Source organism: Nostoc sp. CENA543 (assembly GCF_002896875.1).
GTDB lineage: Bacteria > Cyanobacteriota > Cyanobacteriia > Cyanobacteriales > Nostocaceae > Trichormus.
In genome coordinates this window covers 5,058,368-5,077,408 of sequence record NZ_CP023278.1, presented here as the reverse complement: position 1 = coordinate 5,077,408, position 19,041 = coordinate 5,058,368, and the positions used below count along the sequence as shown (strand labels likewise).

At 40.8% G+C, this 19,041-nt stretch carries 19 protein-coding genes; 14 read left to right on the top strand and 5 right to left on the bottom strand.

Going from position 1 to position 19,041, the window contains the following annotated elements; genetic code table 11:
- The first annotated feature begins 144 nt into the window (after positions 1 to 144).
- Both CLI64_RS21180 and cydB read left to right on the top strand, forming a co-directional pair.
- Positions 145 to 1,590, top strand: coding sequence for a cytochrome ubiquinol oxidase subunit I (locus CLI64_RS21180; protein WP_103139062.1), 1,446 nt, complete (start codon positions 145 to 147; stop codon positions 1,588 to 1,590).
- A 114-nt stretch (positions 1,591 to 1,704) separates the two neighbouring features.
- Positions 1,705 to 2,718 (top strand): cytochrome d ubiquinol oxidase subunit II, encoded by a 1,014-nt coding sequence (cydB, locus tag CLI64_RS21175; RefSeq protein WP_103139061.1) that lies wholly within the window; start codon positions 1,705 to 1,707, stop codon positions 2,716 to 2,718.
- Between the two features lie 27 nt (positions 2,719 to 2,745).
- Here the strand turns inward: cydB and CLI64_RS21170 are convergent, their stop codons facing one another.
- Complete coding sequence (locus CLI64_RS21170; protein WP_103139060.1) at positions 2,746 to 3,354, bottom strand: hypothetical protein; 609 nt, start codon at positions 3,352 to 3,354, stop codon at positions 2,746 to 2,748.
- Between the two features lie 198 nt (positions 3,355 to 3,552).
- Positions 3,553 to 4,140, bottom strand: coding sequence for a thylakoid membrane photosystem I accumulation factor (locus CLI64_RS21165; protein WP_103139059.1), 588 nt, complete (start codon positions 4,138 to 4,140; stop codon positions 3,553 to 3,555).
- Between the two features lie 370 nt (positions 4,141 to 4,510).
- Here CLI64_RS21165 and CLI64_RS21160 point away from each other — a divergent pair, with 370 nt between their 5' ends.
- The 4 genes from CLI64_RS21160 (at position 4,511) to msrB (ending at position 8,867) form a co-directional block, all read left to right on the top strand.
- Entirely contained in the window at positions 4,511 to 5,848 is a 1,338-nt protein-coding gene (locus CLI64_RS21160) for a Mur ligase family protein (RefSeq protein ID WP_103139058.1), read from the top strand.
- Between the two features lie 165 nt (positions 5,849 to 6,013).
- Complete coding sequence (locus CLI64_RS21155) at positions 6,014 to 6,829, top strand: type 1 glutamine amidotransferase (RefSeq protein WP_103139057.1); 816 nt, start codon at positions 6,014 to 6,016, stop codon at positions 6,827 to 6,829.
- 247 nt (positions 6,830 to 7,076) lie between these two features.
- Positions 7,077 to 8,228: an aromatic acid exporter family protein gene (locus CLI64_RS21150; RefSeq protein ID WP_103139056.1), complete on the top strand. Its 1,152-nt coding sequence runs from the start codon at positions 7,077 to 7,079 to the stop codon at positions 8,226 to 8,228.
- Positions 8,229 to 8,372: 144 nt separating this feature from the next.
- Entirely contained in the window at positions 8,373 to 8,867 is a 495-nt protein-coding gene (gene msrB / locus CLI64_RS21145; RefSeq protein WP_103139055.1) for a peptide-methionine (R)-S-oxide reductase MsrB, read from the top strand.
- 126 nt (positions 8,868 to 8,993) lie between these two features.
- Here msrB and CLI64_RS21140 read toward each other — a convergent pair whose 3' ends face one another.
- From CLI64_RS21140 to CLI64_RS21130, 3 genes are all read right to left on the bottom strand, one after another.
- Positions 8,994 to 9,461, bottom strand: a complete 468-nt coding sequence (locus tag CLI64_RS21140; protein WP_103139054.1) for a hypothetical protein — start codon at positions 9,459 to 9,461, stop codon at positions 8,994 to 8,996.
- Between the two features lie 99 nt (positions 9,462 to 9,560).
- A complete protein-coding gene (dacB, locus tag CLI64_RS21135) occupies positions 9,561 to 11,024 on the bottom strand; it encodes a D-alanyl-D-alanine carboxypeptidase/D-alanyl-D-alanine-endopeptidase (protein ID WP_103139053.1) in 1,464 nt (487 codons plus the stop codon).
- A gap of 192 nt (positions 11,025 to 11,216) precedes the next feature.
- Entirely contained in the window at positions 11,217 to 11,960 is a 744-nt protein-coding gene (locus CLI64_RS21130) for an ABC transporter ATP-binding protein (RefSeq protein ID WP_103139052.1), read from the bottom strand.
- A gap of 181 nt (positions 11,961 to 12,141) precedes the next feature.
- Between CLI64_RS21130 and CLI64_RS21125 the strand changes: the two genes are divergently transcribed.
- From CLI64_RS21125 to CLI64_RS21090, 8 genes are all read left to right on the top strand, one after another.
- Positions 12,142 to 12,624: a GNAT family N-acetyltransferase gene (locus CLI64_RS21125; protein ID WP_103139051.1), complete on the top strand. Its 483-nt coding sequence runs from the start codon at positions 12,142 to 12,144 to the stop codon at positions 12,622 to 12,624.
- Positions 12,625 to 12,878: 254 nt separating this feature from the next.
- Entirely contained in the window at positions 12,879 to 13,505 is a 627-nt protein-coding gene (locus tag CLI64_RS21120) for a TetR/AcrR family transcriptional regulator (protein WP_225977406.1), read from the top strand.
- Between the two features lie 288 nt (positions 13,506 to 13,793).
- On the top strand, positions 13,794 to 14,969 hold the full coding sequence (eis, locus tag CLI64_RS21115; protein WP_103139050.1) for an enhanced intracellular survival protein Eis: 1,176 nt from the start codon (positions 13,794 to 13,796) through the stop codon (positions 14,967 to 14,969).
- A gap of 112 nt (positions 14,970 to 15,081) precedes the next feature.
- A complete protein-coding gene (locus CLI64_RS21110) occupies positions 15,082 to 15,999 on the top strand; it encodes a DMT family transporter (protein WP_103139049.1) in 918 nt (305 codons plus the stop codon).
- 473 nt (positions 16,000 to 16,472) lie between these two features.
- Positions 16,473 to 17,177, top strand: a complete 705-nt coding sequence (locus CLI64_RS21105) for a choice-of-anchor E domain-containing protein (protein WP_103139048.1) — start codon at positions 16,473 to 16,475, stop codon at positions 17,175 to 17,177.
- Between the two features lie 603 nt (positions 17,178 to 17,780).
- Positions 17,781 to 17,990, top strand: a complete 210-nt coding sequence (locus CLI64_RS21100) for a DUF2997 domain-containing protein (protein ID WP_103139047.1) — start codon at positions 17,781 to 17,783, stop codon at positions 17,988 to 17,990.
- Between the two features lie 38 nt (positions 17,991 to 18,028).
- Complete coding sequence (locus tag CLI64_RS21095; RefSeq protein WP_103139046.1) at positions 18,029 to 18,415, top strand: DUF1257 domain-containing protein; 387 nt, start codon at positions 18,029 to 18,031, stop codon at positions 18,413 to 18,415.
- Positions 18,415 to 18,873, top strand: a complete 459-nt coding sequence (locus CLI64_RS21090) for a ferredoxin (RefSeq protein ID WP_103139045.1) — start codon at positions 18,415 to 18,417, stop codon at positions 18,871 to 18,873. The genes CLI64_RS21095 and CLI64_RS21090 overlap by 1 nt, the downstream gene beginning before the upstream one ends.
- The last annotated feature ends 168 nt before the right edge of the window (positions 18,874 to 19,041 follow it).

The following is a 19,041-nucleotide window of genomic DNA, read 5'->3' as shown; positions in this document are numbered from 1 at the left end:
TTTTAATTCAAAAATAATATCCTATCCTCAGTAATTACACTTATACTTAAACAAGTCTTAAAAAATCCATATAAAATTACAACTTGTATAAAATTGTTGTCTACTGTAATGAAAATAAATCTTTCATAAATAGGGGAATAAAGCATGGAATTTTTATCTGATTCCGTGGTGTTATCACGGATGCAATTTGCCCTGACTGCAATTTTTCATATGCTTTGGCCTGTCCTGACTACGGGGATGGGAATTTATTTAGTAATTGTGGAAGGGATTTGGCTCAAAACTAAAAATCCTGACTATTATCTTCATGCGCGCTTTTGGTCAAAATTTTACGTGCTGAATTTTGGTATCGGTGTCGCGACTGGTATCCCGATGGAATTTCAGTTTGGGACGAATTGGGCCCCTTTTTCGGAAGCGGTGGGTAACTTTTTTGGGAGTGTGATTGGTTTTGAAGCTTCTTGGGCGTTTATGCTAGAAGCGGCTTTTTTAGGAATTATGTTATTTGGATGGGAAAGAGTAAATCCTGCCATTCACTATCTTTCTACTATTTTGGTAGCTGTGGGTGCAAATCTTTCCACGGTTTGGATTTTGACGGCTAATTCTTGGATGCAAACTCCAGCCGGTGGGGAATTGGTGGACGGTAAGTTTATTGTCCACGATTATTTTCAAGCCATTTTAAATCCCTTTATGGTCAACAGTGTGCTGCATATGTTTTTTGCCACACTGGAGACATCTTTATTTGTGATTGGCGGAATTAGTGCTTGGTATATTCTTCAACAACGCCACGCGGAGTTTTTTGCTAAGTCCTTGAAGATTGCTTTAGCAGCTGCTGTTGCAGTTGCCCCATTACAAATATACATCGGACACCTAAGCGGCGAACAAGTCTATCACTATCAACCCACAAAACTCGCTGCAATGGAAGCCCAGTGGAACAGCACACCAGCCGGACAACCCGCAGACTGGAGTTTACTAGCAATACCCAACGAAAAAGCTGAGAAAAATGATTGGGAAATCACCATTCCCAACGCACTGGGTTACATCTTGGAATTTAAACAAAATCTTTCCGAACCCGTGCGCGGTTTGAAAGAGTGGAAAGCAAGCGATCGCCCCCACATGATAGGTTTAATTTACTACGCTTTCCGTACCATGATTGGCATTGGCTTTTTCTTTGCGGGGTTAATGTTATTGAGTACCCTGCAATGGTTGCGTGGTAAACTTGCAGCCACAAATATTAGTCAACAGCGTTGGTTAATGCGAGCGTGGGTATTAGCTGCACCTTTAGGATACATCGCCGTAGAATCTGGGTGGATTGTGCGTTGTGTAGGTAGACAACCCTGGACACTATACGGACAAATTCGCACAGTTGACTCTGCATCTCAGTTACCAGCCAGTAATGTATTAGTTTCACTGAGTAGTTTTGCTGTAGTTTATACCATTCTATTTATTACAGCTATGTACTTTGGTAGTCGTATCATCCGCACAGGGCCGAATTTAGAATTACCCATTCCAGGAACAGAAGTCACCAAACCCGCAGTTGATACCACCCCCGGCGAGTTTGTCCCTGATGAACGTCCCGTAGAGGCGCAGCAGTAGGAGACTGAGGAGGTAGAAGGGGGCAGGGGGCAGGGGAGATAAGGTAGACAAGGTAGAATCTTTTACCTAATGACTAATGACTAATGACTAATGACTATTGACTATTGACTAATTATGGAAACACTTCAATATTTTCTTCCACAGGTTTGGTTTGTCATCTTAGCTTTATTTCTTTTTCTCTACGTCATGCTAGATGGGTTTGATTTAGGCGTGGGAATTTTATCTCTCACATCTTCCGATGATGAACGTCGGGGAATTTTGATGACTAGTTTGAGTAACATTTGGGATGCTAATGAAACTTGGTTAGTTCTGATGGGTGGGGGTTTGTTTGGTGCATTTCCCTTGGCTTACGGCACAATTTTAAACGCCTTGTATATCCCAATTTTGGTAATGGTATTTGGGTTTATTTTTCGGGGTGTGGCGTTTGAATTTCGGGAATTATCTAGACGTAAACTGTTTTGGAATTTCGCCTTTGGTGCAGGAAGTTTTACCGCCGCACTGGGACAAGGTTTTGCTTTGGGTGCGGTACTCAAAGGCATTAAAGTTGATGAGACGGGACACTTTATTGGTAGTACCTGGGACTGGTTCAGTTTACCATCGGTATTGGTAGCATTAACTTTGATTCAAGGTTATGTGTTGATTGGTTCTACCTATCTTGTCTGGAAAACCACAGGAGAATTACAAGAAACACATTACAAAACCGCTAAAATTGCTGCATGGACTACTTTAATAGGTGCAGTTTTCATTACAGTTAGCACACCGTTTATTTATGAAAATGCTAGAGCGCGTTTATTTCAACAACCACTAGTTTATATTTTTGCTGTAATTCCAATTTTAGGAGTTTGGTTAGTTTGGCAACTTTTAAATAGTCTAAATCGCAAAGAAGAACGCGCGCCTTTTGTGTGGACAATTCTATTGTTTGTGTTGTCATTTATAGGTTTAGGTTTGGTTGTTTTTCCCTACATTATTCCCCCACAAATTACCATTTATGAAGCGGCGGCTGACCCTAGTTCGTTGGTAATTATGATCATCTTCATCGGCTTTTTAATTCCGGTGATGTTGTTCTATAACCTTTACCAATATATTGTTTTTCGAGGTAAGGTGACTGGTAACGGTTACGGGGAATAGGCTAATAATCAGTGGGAACTCTCAATATCAACCAATTGGCTGATTACCAGGGTTGACAGCATGAATAAATTCACTACCTGATTGTGGTCTACCACGTTTATAACTAGCTTCTTCTGGTTTACCCCATCCCATTTGTAATATCATTTCTAAAAAATTAGGGTTTTCCCATTTCCATAAACTAGCCCATTCAGTTCTTTGGGAAATTCTTTCTACATCAGATGTAGTGATTTTTTGATATTGTTTGCTGTTGTTAAAACTCAAATATAAATCCATTTGTGCAGTGACTTCATCCCAAAAATTCAGAATAGCATCTTTGGCTGATTTGATAATTTCTAAATCACTAGCTAGCGCAATTAATTGAGTATCTACTTCTGGGTAACGCAAGGTTTTACCTCTGACTGTCATCTCGCGCCAAACAATCCCAGAAACTTGATATTCCTGCTGATAATTGTGAATAGCTGCTTTAAAATCTTGATAGGCTGTGAATTTTTGCAGTCCCTCTGTTCTGATAAACTGATCAATTACAGGATTACCAGATACATTAACTTCTAATTTTAGACGTTCTCCCTTAAGGCAAGCTTGGCGTTCAGCTGCCAAAATTTCAATTAGCTCATCAGTAGTATAAACCTTTGACATCAGCAACCACTCTACTAGTCATTGGTCATTAGTTATCAGTCATTAGTCATTAGTCATTAGTCATTAGTTACTGCTTTTGACCTTTGACTTTAGACTTTGGACTTTGGACTCAATTTCAACATAGCTTTTACAGGATGAAAAATGCAGTAACAAATGGCACTAAAATTCAGGGCAGACCAATTTGGTCTACCCTCATTGTTATTTAGCTAACTCACTACTGAACTCATTGAACGATCGCCTTTTCAACTGCACTGACTCGGTACGAGGTAGTAAATCAAACACTTCTCGCAGTCTATCATCTATCTCTTCAAAAGGTACTTGACCCTGTTTATTTAAAACTACCTTACCCGACTGATTCAAAACTACAACTTGCGGTACACCTCCAGTGTAGTAATATCCTGGTTCTGTAGGTTCGTAGCTTTTTTTGTTGGGGATGGTATCAACGCTAATGGGCATAATCTCAGCTGCTTGACCGTAAAATTCTTGTACCCGTGAAATCACGATCGCATATTCCTTACAGTCGCGGCTATCATCCACATAAAAAGCCAACACCGTCGGTTTATGTTCAGCTAAAGACTGGGCGAGGGTTTGTCTGGGAGGTACTAACGAACCATTACCCGCATACACCACAAACATATTGCCATCATAATTATCATCGTTAATACCAGCCCAAGCTGGCTGCATACCGATAATTAACAAACAAATCAGCAATGACAGACATTTGGAAACCAACCACCGCCAGTCAGCAATTTTTTTATGTAAAACAGGAAACTTGATACTAATCATCAAAAAGCACCTTGTAAGCTACTATTTATCGTTAGGTGTGCTGAATAAGGCAACCAGGGCTGGATATATAAAACAGGGAACGGGGAACAGGGAACGGAGTTAAGAGTATCTTTATTTAACTTCTGTACCATATTTACCTGCTATGTGCCGTAATTATGGCTGTCCACCATTTTTTAAGATAACTCCTAGTGGGATCTGTGGGGAATGGGGATTGGGGACTGGGGACTGGGGACAAGGTAGAAGTAATGAGTAATGAGTGCTGAGTCAATGACTAATGACTAATGACTAATGACTAATGACTATTGACTATTGACTATTGACTATTGACCATTGACTATTGACTATTGACTAAAGATTTAGGGTTATAGATGTGGGTAATAAGATAAAACTTATAGATAGAGTGCGTTTAGGGTTTGCGGTGTTGGTGGCGAAAAGTGTCACCTTTGGGGTGCGATCGCTGCGGTTGGGTGCTGCTAGTGTATTACCAGGGGCGATCGCGCGCCGTATTGAACCCAGGCTGTTACAATTGTTGAGCCAGCAAGTTAAAAATGGCGTGATTATCATTGCTGGGACTAATGGTAAAACTACTACGGCGTTGTTGTTACGCACGATATTAGAAAATAAAGGCTTCCGCGTTTGTCATAACTCCACGGGTGCAAATCTGGAAAATGGTTTGATGACGGCTTTTCTTGAAAGCACTAATTTGGTGGGAACGCTTGATGTTGACTATGCAATTCTGGAAGTAGATGAGAATATTGTCCCCAAGGTATTAACACCACTCCAACCAAAAGCTATTTTATGTTTGAATTTATTCCGAGATCAACTTGATAGATACGGTGAAGTTGATACTATTAGCAAACGCTGGACAAAAGTTATTGCGACTCTCCCACCGGAAACGGTAGTGATTCCTAATGCTGATGACCCCACTTTATCCCATCTTGGTCAACAGTTACCCCAAAAAGTCTTATTTTTTGGCTTAAATGAACCAGAAAATTATTTAGAAGCTATTCCCCACGCCGTTGATTCTATATATTGTCCCAGATGCGGACATTCTTTAGATTACCAAGGTGTGTATTTATCTCACTTAGGCGATTTCACTTGTCCTAATTGTGGTTTTACTAAGAGTCAACCAGCGTTAGTTAGTAGTGAATGGCAACAAATTTTAGTTGGTTTATATAACAAATACAACACTTTAGCCGCCGCCACTGCTGCTAAAGAATTAGGGGTAGATGAAAATACAATTCGCAATACTATTAATAACTTTCAAGCTGCTTTCGGTCGTGCAGAAGATTTAGTAATTGATGGTAAACGTGTCAGAATTTTATTATCAAAAAATCCCGTTGGTACGAATGAAACGATTCGCGTCGTCACCCAAAGCACCGATAAAACCACATTAATGGTGTTGAACGATCGCACCCCCGACGGTACAGATGTATCCTGGATTTGGGACGTAGATACAGAAAAATTAGTCGAACGTGGCGGAACTTTAGTAGTGAGTGGCGATCGCGTCTATGATATGGCTTTACGTCTGCGTTACAGCGAAAAAACGCCCCAAAGTAATATAAATTTAATTGTCGAAGAAGACTTAAAGCAAGCGATCGCCACAGCCTTAGAACACACACCCCCGAATGAAACCCTGCACATCCTCCCCACCTACTCAGCCATGTTAGAAGTGCGAGAAGTCCTCACAGGTAGAAAAATCCTTTAAATTAGTCAACAGTCATGCGATAACCCTTTTCCAAACCTCTCCCCTGCAAGGAGAAAGGCTTTGACTCTTACTCCCCTTCCCTCGTAGGGAAGGGGTTGGGGGTTAGGTTTCAAAGAAAATTGTCACACAGCCTATAGTCTCCCCTATTCCCTATTCCCTAAAACTATGAACTCCCAACAATTAGAATTAACAATCGGTTGGTTATACCCTACATTAATGAGTACCTATGGCGATCGCGGTAATGTGATTACTATAGAACGTCGCGCCCAATGGCGGGGATATAATGTTAAAGTATTACCCCTCGACCAAAACGCCACAGCAGATGAGATCAAATCTGTAGATGTCATAGTAGGTGGTGGCGCGCAAGATAGACAACAAGAAATTGTCATGCGGGATTTGCAAGGCGCGAAAGCTGAAGCCATCCGCGAGAAAATCGAAAATGGTACACCAGGAGTATTTACTTGTGGTTCACCCCAACTTTTAGGACATTATTATGAACCCGGATTTGGACAGCGTATTGAAGGGTTAGGAATTCTCGATTTAGTCTCCGTTCATCCTGGGGAAAATACCAAGCGTTGTATTGGTAACTTAGTTATAGAAGTTACAGCTAGTCGACTCGCCAAAGATTTGGAAGAGATGACAGGAACTAAACCTTATTTAGTCGGATTTGAAAATCACGGCGGACGCACTAAATTAGGTAAAGTGGAAGCTTTAGGAAAAGTTGTCTATGGCTTAGGAAATAATGGCGAGGATGGTACAGAAGGCGCGTTTTATCAAAATGCCATAGCCACATATTCCCACGGGCCATTATTACCAAAAAATCCCTTCGTGGCTGACTGGTTAATTCAAACAGCATTGCGACTAAAGTATCAGCAGCTAATTACCTTACAACCTTTAGAAGATACTTTGGCAATGCAAGCACGAGAATCAATGTTTAAAAAACTACAAGTTAATCCACCAAAACCCACTGTTTTAGCCTGATTTTAAGTAGTGCTGAGTAAAATTTATCTTACCAAAAACTCAGCACTCAGCACTCAGCACTCCCCACTCAGCACTCCCGACTCCCGACTCACCACTCATCACTCAGCACCGGCTAAACGCCGCGCTACCGCTAACACCACTCACCACTCATCACTCCCCACTAAATCTGGAAGAAAAAGAAAAATCACAAGTAAGAACTCAATTTGCGCTAGATTTCTTACAATCAGCTATTATTATCCCGACGGGAATGGTAAAACATCCAGATAACCCTCCGCCTGTGGTTAGACCAATCAAACATCAACCGCGATCGCTTTTTTCCAGAATTCTTTTCAATTTACAAACTTGGGCTGTTACGCCTCAAGGGTTGTCGTTAACTCTGCAAAGCCGAATGGCCTTTAAAATCGCCATCGCCTCAACAGTTTCTTTGGTAATTGCTCAGACATTGCAGTGGGACTACCCCTTTTACGCCGTAATTGCCGCTATTATCGTCATGTCATCGACCCAAGGTAGCACCCTAAAATTGGGCGTTCAGCGATTGATTGGTACAGCTATTGGTGCTATTGCTGGTGCATTCTTCGTGATTTTGTTGGGTAGTAATTTCTGGTCTTTGGGAATATGTGTATTTATTACTATATTTCTGGCTTCCACCTGGAAATTTCAGGAAGCTGCTAAATTAGCTGGCTACGTATCAGCGATCGTAATTTTGAGCCATAGTCAACAACCTTGGGTATACGCTTGGCACAGATTTTTAGAAACTCTTTTAGGTATTGCTGTCGCTTTAGTAGTAAATAACTTTATTTTTCCTGCCCGTGCCAATCAAGAATTGCGGCGTTGTCTATCTCAAACACTCATCAGCTTAGATCAATTCTATAGTTTAGTCATTAACTGTGCGTTTACAGGTACATATGACCGTCCTAGCGTAGATACACTCAAACTCAACATCATTACATCCCTGCGGACAGGACGGGAATTGTGGCAAGAAGTTAAACAAGGACAAACCAGCGAACCCCCAGAAGCTCAAATTAATGAGGCTTGGGAATTCCTCATCCGCAGGATATGGGAACATATCCTGACAATGGAACACACTGTCTTAGCTAGACAGCAAGATACGTTTTGGCAACTGCTTTCATCCCAAATTACTGAATTAGCACAAGAAACCCAAAATGCCATGCTGACTTTAGCGATCGCTGTTAAGTCTACAAAATCGCAATTATCTTTACCAGAGATTGATACAGCTCTTAATCACGCCACAGAAAAATTAAACCAACTATCAACACTACAGCAAGCAGATCAAGAAATCGATGAATTACTCAGATTTTTTACCTTCTTCTACACAATGGAAGAAGTAGGAAGAAAACTCCAAAGAATGGCAGCTATGTTGAGTGAAGGGAAAGGTTGAGGCAAAGGTACAGAGAGGCAGGGGGCAGAGGAGATGAAACACAATGCCCAATGACGGCAGTTGCTACAAGTCGGGAAACCCGCCCATCGCAATGCCTACCCAATGCCCAATTTCCCATGCCCCATGCCCATAATATATAGATATATGGAGAAACGTTACTTTTTGCAAACTGGTGCTGCATTATTTGGCACAGCTTTGTTACCACCCATTTTTTTACCAAGGTCTAGCATCATGGCAACTTCTAATACTGAATTTGAAATTACTAAAACTGACACAGAATGGCGGGCTATTTTATCGCCGGAACAATTTCGAGTTTTGCGTCAGCACGGCACAGAACGGGCATTTACTAGCCCTCTTGATAAGCAATATGAAGCGGGTACTTATGTCTGCGCTGGTTGTGATCAGCCTTTATTTACATCTGATACTAAATTCAATAGTGGTACTGGCTGGCCAAGTTTTTTCGCTCCCATTGAAGGCGCGATCGCAACTACTGTAGATCGATCATTTTTTATGACCAGAATTGAAGTGCATTGCAGTCGTTGTGGTGGGCATTTAGGCCATGTTTTTAATGATGGCCCTGTACCCACCGGTCAGCGTTACTGTATGAATGGTGTTGCACTGAAATTTATCCCGGCTTAAATTGGGCATAGAGCATTGGGCATGGGGTATTGGGGAGGCAGTGCGATGGGCGGGTTTCCCGACTTGTAGCAACTGCCGTCATTGTACTTCATCTCCTCTGCCCCCTGCCCCCTGCCCTCTACCTCCTTAAGCTGCTGCTGCAAACATTTGCTGCAAATTTTCTGGCTTAGTGACTGCTAAATATTGTGCCGCCATTTCTGGTGTTAGCAGTTCGATCATGACTCTGTTTTCTAACCAGAATTCCATGACATCAAAGAAAGAATCGCGGTTACAACGAACAACTCGCCAACCTTCTCTTCGTCCGACTTCTTCAATTTTTTCTTGAGTTGTAGTTACAGAGACAGCCGCATGGGTGGCTGTATATCTGGAAGCATGGGGAGATTTAGCAAATGTGCATTGAGCCTCATCTTCACCAGGTTTTAGTTCGGTTTCTATGGGATAAACTTCAATCCCTGTTCCGTGTTCATCCAAGGGAAACACCATGTAACTACCTGGATTTGGGAAAAAGGGAAAGGCTTGTCCGTTTAATACTTCAGCTAAAACTGTGGCGGCGTGTTGGGGATTTTCCGCAGCGATGGAAAAGTGATGAATCATAAGTCTTACCTTGTATGGTGAAATTATAGGTTTAATGATTAATCATCGATTTTGCGATCGCTTATGCAAATTCAATTGCAGAAAATATTGCCTTTTGTATTAACAGCGTTGTAACTGTGTCAACAAAACCACTATTTCGTCAATTCCTTGTCTTAAAACGCTGGCAGGCTGTTCGGATTGATTCACCATAATACTAAAAACCATAGATTCATATTGGGGCGGATTCATATATCCTGAGAGCGAAACTGCACCCCTTAATGTGCCGGTTTTAGCTTGCACAATTCCTTCTGCTGGAGTATTACGCAAGCGAGATGCTAAAGTACCACTCTTTCCCGCTATAGGTAAAGATGCACGATAGGCATTCGCCACCGGACTTTTCGCCATTCCCTGCAAAGTTTGCACCAATGCTTCGGGAGTAATGAGATTTCGTCTTGATAACCCAGAACCATCAACTAATTGATAACCTGTGGGATCAACACCTAATTGCGTCAAACTCTTTTGCAATACTTGCAAACCTACATCAGCAGTGTTTTGATTTCGCTGCTTGGGTTCTTGCACAGCTAAAGCACGTAACAAGGCTTCTGCATAAAGATTGTTACTATTTTGGTTAGTTTCTATGACTAACTCAAATAAAGGTGGTGATTCTATTGATGCTACTTCTTGTTGATTAGTAATACCAGGAGTAACTAAAGTTTGACCCAAAGTAATGTTTTCTGTTGCCAAAGCCGCACGAAAACGCCGCAAAAAGTAATAATCAGGATCAACTACAGGTAAATCTACTACATAGGGTTCAGAATTAGCGGCTAATTGCCCTTCGATTCGCAAAATTTTACCAGTTAAATCACGACTAATATTGATGTTACTTGGTTGTGTTTGTGCAACTGTCACAGACCGATTAATGACTAACCATTGTCTTGATTCATTATTATCTTTCCAAATCAACTGCGGAGTTTCTCCCACCGCTTGGGGTCTTAATTCCAAGCCAAAAATATTTTGATTGACAATAAAACTATTAACTGGCGCACCATAATCAGATTGCACATCTTCCCATTGCCAAGTAGGATGAACAATATCACCTTGGATGTAAGTATTATCAGCAATTAATTTTTGAATTTGAGTGACACCCTTTTGTTTTAGCTGTTGAGCAAGGGTTTGTAATTGAGTCTCACCAAAGCTAGGGTCGCCTCTACCGATAAGTGTAAAAACATCATTACCATTTTGATAAATCGATGTACGGAAACGAAAATTTGCCCCCAATTGTTGTAATGCTGCTGCTGTAGTCAACAATTTAGTATTAGAAGCGGGAATAAAATATTTTTGAGCATCACGACTGTAGAGATTTTGCTCAGATGACAGTGCTTTGATGAGAATTCCCCAACGACTCCGCTTAAATTGGGGTTGATTTACTACTGCATCTATAGCTGCTCCAACTTGAGACGCACATATTGATTTAGGGGTATTGATTGGTGCAGGTGGTGTTTGTGCCTTGACAGGCTGTAGCATTACACCAAGATGATTACTCACCAACAACGGTAATAAGCTAAGAGTAACTGGTTTAAACATTACAAAAGGGGTGTAGGGGGATAAGGGGGAAGTAATGAGTAAGGAGTAATGAGTAATGAGTAATGACTAATGACTAATGAGTAATGAGTAATGACTAATGACTAATGACTAATGACTAATGACTAATGACTAATGACTAATGACTAATGACTATTGACTATTGACTAATGACTAATGACTATTGACTATTAATTAATGTCCCTTTCCTGCACCGAGATACAATTCCGCTACTTTAGGATCAGTTAATAGTTCTTGTCCGGGGCCTGAGATAGCATCCCGTCCAGATTCTAAAACATAACCACGATGAGCCATTTCTAAAGCTTTACGAGCATTTTGCTCAACTAAGACTATTGCTGTACCAGTCTGATTAATTTGCTTGATTTGTTCAAATACTTGCGTAACTAAAATTGGGGATAAGGCAGCAGAAGGTTCATCTAGCACTAATAAACTGGGTTCTAACATCAAAGCTTTACCCATTGCTAACATCTGCCGTTCGCCTCCTGAAAGTGTACCAGCACGTTGACGACGGCGATCGCTCAATTTAGGAAACATCCTAAATATTTGATCTTTCAGGGGTGTGAGCGCATCATTGCGGATAAAAGCCCCCATTTCTAAATTTTCCTCTACACTCAAAGAGGGAAAAACATTAGCAATTTGGGGTACGTAGCACATTCCCCGACGCACAATTTGATTTGACTTGAGTCCAGCAATATTCTCACCTTTAAAGGTGATTTTTCCTGTATGCGGTGTCAACAAACCAAAAATTGTCTTGGCTAAGGTTGATTTACCCGCACCGTTAGGGCCTATTACCGTCACTAATTCTCCTGGTTCAACCCGAAAATTCACACCCTGGAGGATATCAACATCTTTGATGTATCCAGCATGGACATTCTGCACTTCTAGAAGCAAAGATGAATTATGAGTTGAACCTGACATATAAAACCTTACACTGAGATTAAATATAGAGACTTTCAATTTAAAAAATATACTATCACTTTGATCACAAGGCGGCAGGTACAGGGAGCCGAGGCCTTTGGCAAAGCGTCACCAACGCAACTAAAATTTCTATTGAGTCTGTCAGCAGTATTCAATCACCTTGCTTGCAATCCTAAAACCAATGACTGCCCCAGAAATATATGTGCGGCCTGCACAAGAAACAGACGCATGGACACTGAGTGCTATCCACATTGCGGCAATCAAAGCCTTGCCAGCAACTTTTTACACTCGTAAAGAACTTTTGGCTTGGCGTAATTACCTCGATAAACCAGATAATTCCAGTATTTTTAAGTATTTGAAATTAGATACTATCAAGGTGGCAACCGAAAATGAAATTATCACAGGATTTGCCAGCTTTACAGGAAATGAACTCATTAGTTTGTACGTCCACCCACATTATCAAGGACGAGGAATGGGGCGCATTTTAGTAGAACATTTTTGCTCAGAAGCATTCGAGCAAGGTTTTCACAGCGTCATCACAACTGCTAGTCTTTACGCTGAAGGTTTTTATTTACGTTTAGGATTTATGCCTATTAAACGAGTACCTCATTACTTAGGAAGCGGCTTAGTAGTACCGGTAACTGAGATGCAGAAGGAATTTTGAATTACCTTGAATACAGCATGATTTATGTACGGAAATTGTGAGCAGAGAGTCGTAATTAGAGATTATTGTTTTGCAAGTTGTTAAAAATTAAGATAGTTATGCAATTTTACAGTAGTTTTGTGTTTAAGATAGCAGTTAAGGTTATGATGAAAATATTAAATAAAGTATTTGATTTGAGTTTTTGAAAATCTTTTTCAATTGTATTTGGAATGCCTTTATCTCAATTTAAAATTATTTTTCCATGAATCTTAATAATGCCAGTAACCAATAAAAATCCCGTAATGATCAAAACTGTTCGTTCTTCTGCCCTTACTCGTACACGATTAATAGAAGCTGCTTCCCAGGTATTTGCCAGTTTAGGTGTTCAAGGCGCAACTACCCGTGAAATAGCTCGTGTCGCTGGTGTAAATGAAGTAACGTTATTTCGACACTTTACTAGCAAAGAACAACTGTTAAAAGCCGTAATTGAAAATGCTATAGCAGTACAAACTGAAGCCCTAGCTAACCCAGAAGCATGGACACAAGATTTAAAAACTGACTTATATAATTATGCTCAGTTGTATCATGCCATGCTCAAAGCCCAAGAAGATTTAATTCGGACTTTTATTGGCGAAGCTAAACGTCATCCAGAAGCAGCCAAACAAGTAATAGAAGAAGCGGCTAGGCCTTTGGGTGAAAAACTAGTTGCATATTTGCAATCATGCCAAAAACGGGGGACTGTCAGACAGGAAATTAATCCAGAAGCAGCCGTAGATATGTTTAGAGGAATGTTGCTGGCGGCAATGTTGTGCAATGATGTCAAGCTCCAACCCAACAGCTATACCAACAAAGAATATATTGCCACCTGTGTGGATGTTTTTGTGAGAGGGATTAGGACATAGGGCATAGGGCATAGGGCTTGGGGCATAGGGCATGGGGAATTGGGCATGGGACACGCTCGATTTAATTTTTATTTCCTATGCTCAGTGATACGAATAATCAAGGGTTTGGGCAAGGTTATAGGGGTGTAGGGTGTAGATGTTCAAAACCCTTACACCCCTACACCCTCATACCCTTACACCCTCATAAGTCCTGTTATACTCACCCAATCGGGTGATTCTGTCGGGCGAAGCTTGCACAAATAAGCAATTGTAGTATGATTGTCATCTGTGCTACAAAGGGTAGAGGCAATGACACCTCAATTTCAGTACACTAAAGCCCGGTCAGAGGATATGCACCAACTAGGGCATATCATGGAACAGTGTTTTATCATGTCAACCGGTGACAGTGGAGTTTATACCAATCTCGTTGGTCTAGATAACTTGCGTGTGATTTATCGTGATCAACAAGTTGCTGGTGGATTGGTAATTTACCCGATGGGTCAATGGTGGGGTGGTCAGTGCGTACCGATGGGAGGAGTAGCAGCCGTGGGTATTGCTCCAGAATACCGTGGTGATGGAGCTGCGATCGCCCTCATTAAAAATGCCCTTTGGGAAATGCACTCCCAGGAAATACCAATTTCTGTTCTCTACCCAGCCACACAACGTCTATACCGCAAAGCTGGGTATGAACAAGCAGGTAGTTACTGCTTTTGGGAAATCCCCAGTCAAAGTATTCAAATTCGGGAACAGCCTTTACCGGTACAGCCTCTAGACTCGAAAAATTACGATATATTGCAAAGTCTACATCAGCAACAAGGAAAACTAACTCCAGGTTACTTAGATAGACATCCCGCACTTTGGCAACTGTTACTGCATACAGAAGTGTCAGAAACTCTCTACAGTTATGTCATTGGTGACAAAAATCAACCCCAAGGCTATGTCATCTTTACTCAAGAACGTACCAAAGATAGTTCAATACTGCGTGTGAGAGATTGGGTAGTTCTTTCCCATCAAGCTGCACTTAGCTTTTGGTGTTTTATCGCTAATCATCGTTCCCAAATCGACAATATACGCTGGAAAAGTAGTATAACTGACCCTTTAACATTACTTTTACCAGAGCAAACCGCCAAAATTTGCCACAGCGATCGCTGGATGTTAAGAATAGTTGATATATGCCAAGCCTTAGCAGTACGCGGTTATCCTGCTGGAGTGGAAGCAGAATTACATCTAGAAGTGCAGGACAACTTACTAACTGCTAACCAAGGTAAATTTATCCTATCTGTGGCTAACGGACGAGGTGAAGTGACCAAAGGCGGTAAAGGCGACTTCAAGCTAGACATCCAATCCCTAGCACCCTTATATTCCGGTCTATTCACACCCTATCAATTGCAACTAGCCGGAAAACTAGATGCAACCCCCACAGCAATTTCTACAGCCACACAAATATTTGCCAGTCCATCCCCTTGGATGATGGATTTCTTTTAACTGTTGACTGTTGACTGGGCGAGTTTAACCAAAATATCTGTTTGAAAATATAAGTCTCTCACAGAACCCGCCCCTACTGACTATTGACTTTTGACTATTGACTAATAAACTTATGCACCAAAGTTCTGGTCGCTGGCGTTTAGGGCTGGCGTTATCTTTGCTGACTGTTTTTTTATGGGGGATTCTACCTATTGCCCTCAAGGTAGTCTTACAAAAATTAGACGTTTACACCGTTATTTGGTTTCGCTTTTTAATATCTTTTGTTTTGTTGGCTGTGTACTTAGGAATGCGCGGTCAATTGCCAAAGTTGAGACAATTGAATGCTAATTCTGGCAAACTATTAGCGATCGCTACTCTCATGTTAGCGGCTAATTACTTTTGTTTTATGCACGGTTTAGCCTTAACATCACCCGCTAACGCAGAAGTGATTATTCAACTAGCCACCTTACTATTAGGCTTTGGTGGTTTAATCGTCTTTCAAGAAAGATACAATTTGCAGCAATGGTTGGGTGTCGGTGTTTTAACTTTAGGTTATACATTATTCTTCCGCGCTCAACTCACTAATTTAATTACTCCTTCTAGCACCTATATTTTTGGTAGTGCTTTAGTAGTTTTAGGCGCAGTAGTCTGGGCAATTTATGCCTTAGCTCAAAAACAATTATTACAATCACTATCTTCCGCCAATATTATGTTAGTGATTTACGGCGGATGTGCTTTACTATTTACTCCGTTGGCGCAAGTAGACAAAATTCTGACTCTCAGCAGTTTTCATTTCATCATTTTGCTATTTTGTGGTCTTAATACCCTCATTGCTTACGGTTCCTTTGCTGAATCTTTAGAACATTGGGAAGCCTCAAGAGTTAGTGCAGTATTAGCTCTAGCACCGATTTTTACTCTAATTTCTGTAGAAGTTACTTCCCTCATAGCACCTAATTTAATTCCTCCAGAAAGACTAACTATTTTAGGACTATGGGGTGCTTGTTTAGTAGTAGCTGGTTCAGTTGCGATCGCTTTAAAAAAATCCCAGTGATACCAATTTTTGATTTCGGATTTTGGATGAAAAGCCCAGATTCTTAGCCTGTAGGTGATCCCAGTTTTTATCCAGCAGCTAGAAAATAAAGTGTCCAGATACCCGACTTCCCCAAGAAGTCGGGTATCTTGTGTCTCATGATTGAGGATTGCTATATCAAATTTCTCTAGACAAGTCTACGTATATCTAGGTAGAACGGGATAACTCTTCAGGAAATTTAAGTAATTTTACTATTGATAAAAATTGATAAAACCTGGATTAATGATGTGACTATTAAATACTGTAGACTTGGTTGCTTTAAACTTAATACAAATTCACATAAATCCTGGGGAAAGTAGATTTTTATATCTCAATTCCTAATCAAAGCTTCATAAAAAGTTAAGTAAATTTCTCAAGCCTATTAGCCTAAGTTAAACGTTAGAAATAGGTGAGAAATCTTGTTAGCGATCGTTATTTTCAGAAGATTATCACCCATGACAACAACACTATTTAAGACTATTGGTGCTGCTACAACCTTAGCGGCTATTGCTTTAACTGCTAGTTCTGCTAATGCTGCATCTCTTAGCTACACCAGTGCAACTAGCTTTCAAGCAACAAACATTATCGATGCACCTTTGAGCATCCAAAAATTCGATTCAGCTCTTGGTACACTCAACAGCGTGACTTTGAAATTTACTGGCGATCTGCAAGGACTGGCGAGATTTGAAAACCTCAGTCCTAGTTCTACTCCTGTAACAGTAAATCTGGGTGGTCAACTAGGTTTAAAACTAGGTAGTCAATCTTTGTTCAGTCTCAACCCCACACAATCTTATAACTACCAAGTTGGCGGTTTTGACGGAACGATTGATTTTAGTGGTGCTTCTGGTAAGACTGTTGACGGATTAATGGCTTCAGGAACAGCCACTCAAAGTTTTACTAATAACTCTCTGTTACAAGCGTTTACTGGTACTGGCAATATAGACCTATCGTTCTCTGCTTTGGCTTCTTCAACAGTCATTGGTTCTGGTAACTTTATCTCCCAAATTCAAACTCTTGCTAAAGCAGGTGTTGAAGTCGTTTACGATTATGATCCCGTTAAGTCTGTACCCGAACCCTCTGCTGCATTAGGATTTGGTCTCTTTGCAGGTATTGGTCTATTATCTCAACGCAAAAAAATCCGTCTGAAAGCATCTAACTAATAGAACTTGTTGAGTGGTATTTCTACTCTACTGATTAACTGGGATCACGGTGAATCGCACACGAAAAAGCAGTGCTATCAGTAATAGCACGACTAAAAAATCAATTTAAAAAAAACCTGGGTTGTGGAAAATAAACCTGGGTTTTTTATTTTGTTCATCAGAATTTGAGATTTTAGATTTCGGACGAAACTTAAATCTCATCACCAACCTCATGCTTGTATATTAAATGACATACTTACGTAGTTAATTTATTGATAAAAATGATAATGATAAAATTTTTCAATAAATTTGATAGTTTTTTCACTTTGATCCCTCGCTATACTACCGCTAGCAAGCATTTGGGAGCGATCGCAACTGAATGCTACAAACTCTGTTTTTACCTTGACTAATTAAATAGGTTAAGAGAGACTAACTAATGACGGATGTGTAGACTTATAAAAATAATAACTTTTGTAAACTTTCTGAGATATTTATTTTGAGAGATGGAACATTAGTTAAAAAATGGCTAGTTTGTCCTTAAAGTAACAATGTTCCTTGGGCTGTATATATAGCCTGCTGTTCAAGCAGTAAAATTCAAGCGTATTGTTGTGGTTGGCCAAGAGCATGGAGACATTAGAGTTCATCATCTATCCAGACGGTCGGGTACAAGAAAAAGTCACTGGCATTGTGGGATCTTCTTGCGCTGAAGTTACAGCAGCGATAGAGGCGCAGCTAGGACAAGTGCTGACTCAAGAGCCAACCTCAGAATATTTCGCCGCTAATGTGCAGGAATCTGGTATGGCGAATACGCAGAATACTTACAGCGATTGGTAAGTTTTCCCATAGTTTATTGTCATTGATTTACAACCACCATGTCACACTTTAGCCAAATTAAAACTCAAATCCGTAACCTAGAATCATTAAAAGATGCTCTCACCGATTTGGGCATAGACTGGAAACCAGGCCCCAGGGAAGTACGTGGATATCGCGGCCAAACCCATCCTGCGGAAATCACCATTGAGCAGGAAAATGGCTATGATATCGGCTTTAGATGGAATGGCAAAGAATACGAACTGGTCGCTGATTTACAATATTGGCAACAAAATCTTTCTGTAGATGGTTTCTTGCGCCAAGTCACCCAGCGTTATGCTTATCAAACAGTCGTACAAGAAACAGCGCGCGTTGGCTTTCAGGTAGCTGAACAGCAAAAAAATGCAGATGGTTCGATTCGCTTAGTTGTACAACGCTGGAGTGCGTAATGGATGATTTTCTGCCGTCACCGGAACAACAAGAAAATCGTTCCGGTTTCGAGCCAGAACTAGGCGGTTTTTTACGGGATGCGCCAGAACGTTCTGGATTAGAGCCGGAATTGGGGGGTATGGTGCGCCAAAAGGGTGTTTACGTTGATGAAATCACCTGTATTGGCTGTAAGCACTGCGCTCACGTAGCACGGAATACCTTTTACATTGAACCTGATTATGGGCGATCGCGGGCAATTCGCCAAGACGGGGACGCAGAGGAAGTTATTCAAGAAGCAATCGACACTTGTCCGGTTGATTGTATTCATTGGGTTGACTACACAGAACTCAGAAAATTAGAAGAAGATCGCAAATATCAGGTTATTCCCATAGTTGGTTATCCGGTAGATCATGCAGTTGCTACATCACAAAAGCGGCAGAAAAAACAAAAGCTAAAATTCAAAAAATCCCGTTCTTAAGATAATAATTTTACAAAACAAAAGGACTAGTTTTCACTTGACTAGTCCTTTTCTATTTTGAATATATTAGGAACTTCCAGACAATAAATTATCCAATTTCTGCAAGAAGACATCGCGATTTTCCCCCTGCTCCCTTCTCTGCGAGAGGCTGCGCCAACGACTGCGCTC

Coding starts and splice junctions, on each gene's coding strand:
- CLI64_RS21180 (WP_103139062.1), top strand. CDS start 145: ATGGAATTTTTATCTGATTCCGTGGTGTTATCACGGATGCAATTTGCC.
- cydB (WP_103139061.1), top strand. CDS start 1,705: ATGGAAACACTTCAATATTTTCTTCCACAGGTTTGGTTTGTCATCTTA.
- CLI64_RS21170 (WP_103139060.1), bottom strand. CDS start 3,354: ATGTCAAAGGTTTATACTACTGATGAGCTAATTGAAATTTTGGCAGCT.
- CLI64_RS21165 (WP_103139059.1), bottom strand. CDS start 4,140: ATGATTAGTATCAAGTTTCCTGTTTTACATAAAAAAATTGCTGACTGG.
- CLI64_RS21155 (WP_103139057.1), top strand. CDS start 6,014: ATGAACTCCCAACAATTAGAATTAACAATCGGTTGGTTATACCCTACA.
- CLI64_RS21150 (WP_103139056.1), top strand. CDS start 7,077: ATGGTAAAACATCCAGATAACCCTCCGCCTGTGGTTAGACCAATCAAA.
- msrB (WP_103139055.1), top strand. CDS start 8,373: ATGGAGAAACGTTACTTTTTGCAAACTGGTGCTGCATTATTTGGCACA.
- CLI64_RS21140 (WP_103139054.1), bottom strand. CDS start 9,461: ATGATTCATCACTTTTCCATCGCTGCGGAAAATCCCCAACACGCCGCC.
- dacB (WP_103139053.1), bottom strand. CDS start 11,024: ATGTTTAAACCAGTTACTCTTAGCTTATTACCGTTGTTGGTGAGTAAT.
- CLI64_RS21130 (WP_103139052.1), bottom strand. CDS start 11,960: ATGTCAGGTTCAACTCATAATTCATCTTTGCTTCTAGAAGTGCAGAAT.
- CLI64_RS21125 (WP_103139051.1), top strand. CDS start 12,142: ATGACTGCCCCAGAAATATATGTGCGGCCTGCACAAGAAACAGACGCA.
- CLI64_RS21120 (WP_225977406.1), top strand. CDS start 12,879: ATGCCAGTAACCAATAAAAATCCCGTAATGATCAAAACTGTTCGTTCT.
- eis (WP_103139050.1), top strand. CDS start 13,794: ATGACACCTCAATTTCAGTACACTAAAGCCCGGTCAGAGGATATGCAC.
- CLI64_RS21110 (WP_103139049.1), top strand. CDS start 15,082: ATGCACCAAAGTTCTGGTCGCTGGCGTTTAGGGCTGGCGTTATCTTTG.
- CLI64_RS21105 (WP_103139048.1), top strand. CDS start 16,473: ATGACAACAACACTATTTAAGACTATTGGTGCTGCTACAACCTTAGCG.
- CLI64_RS21100 (WP_103139047.1), top strand. CDS start 17,781: ATGGAGACATTAGAGTTCATCATCTATCCAGACGGTCGGGTACAAGAA.
- CLI64_RS21095 (WP_103139046.1), top strand. CDS start 18,029: ATGTCACACTTTAGCCAAATTAAAACTCAAATCCGTAACCTAGAATCA.
- CLI64_RS21090 (WP_103139045.1), top strand. CDS start 18,415: ATGGATGATTTTCTGCCGTCACCGGAACAACAAGAAAATCGTTCCGGT.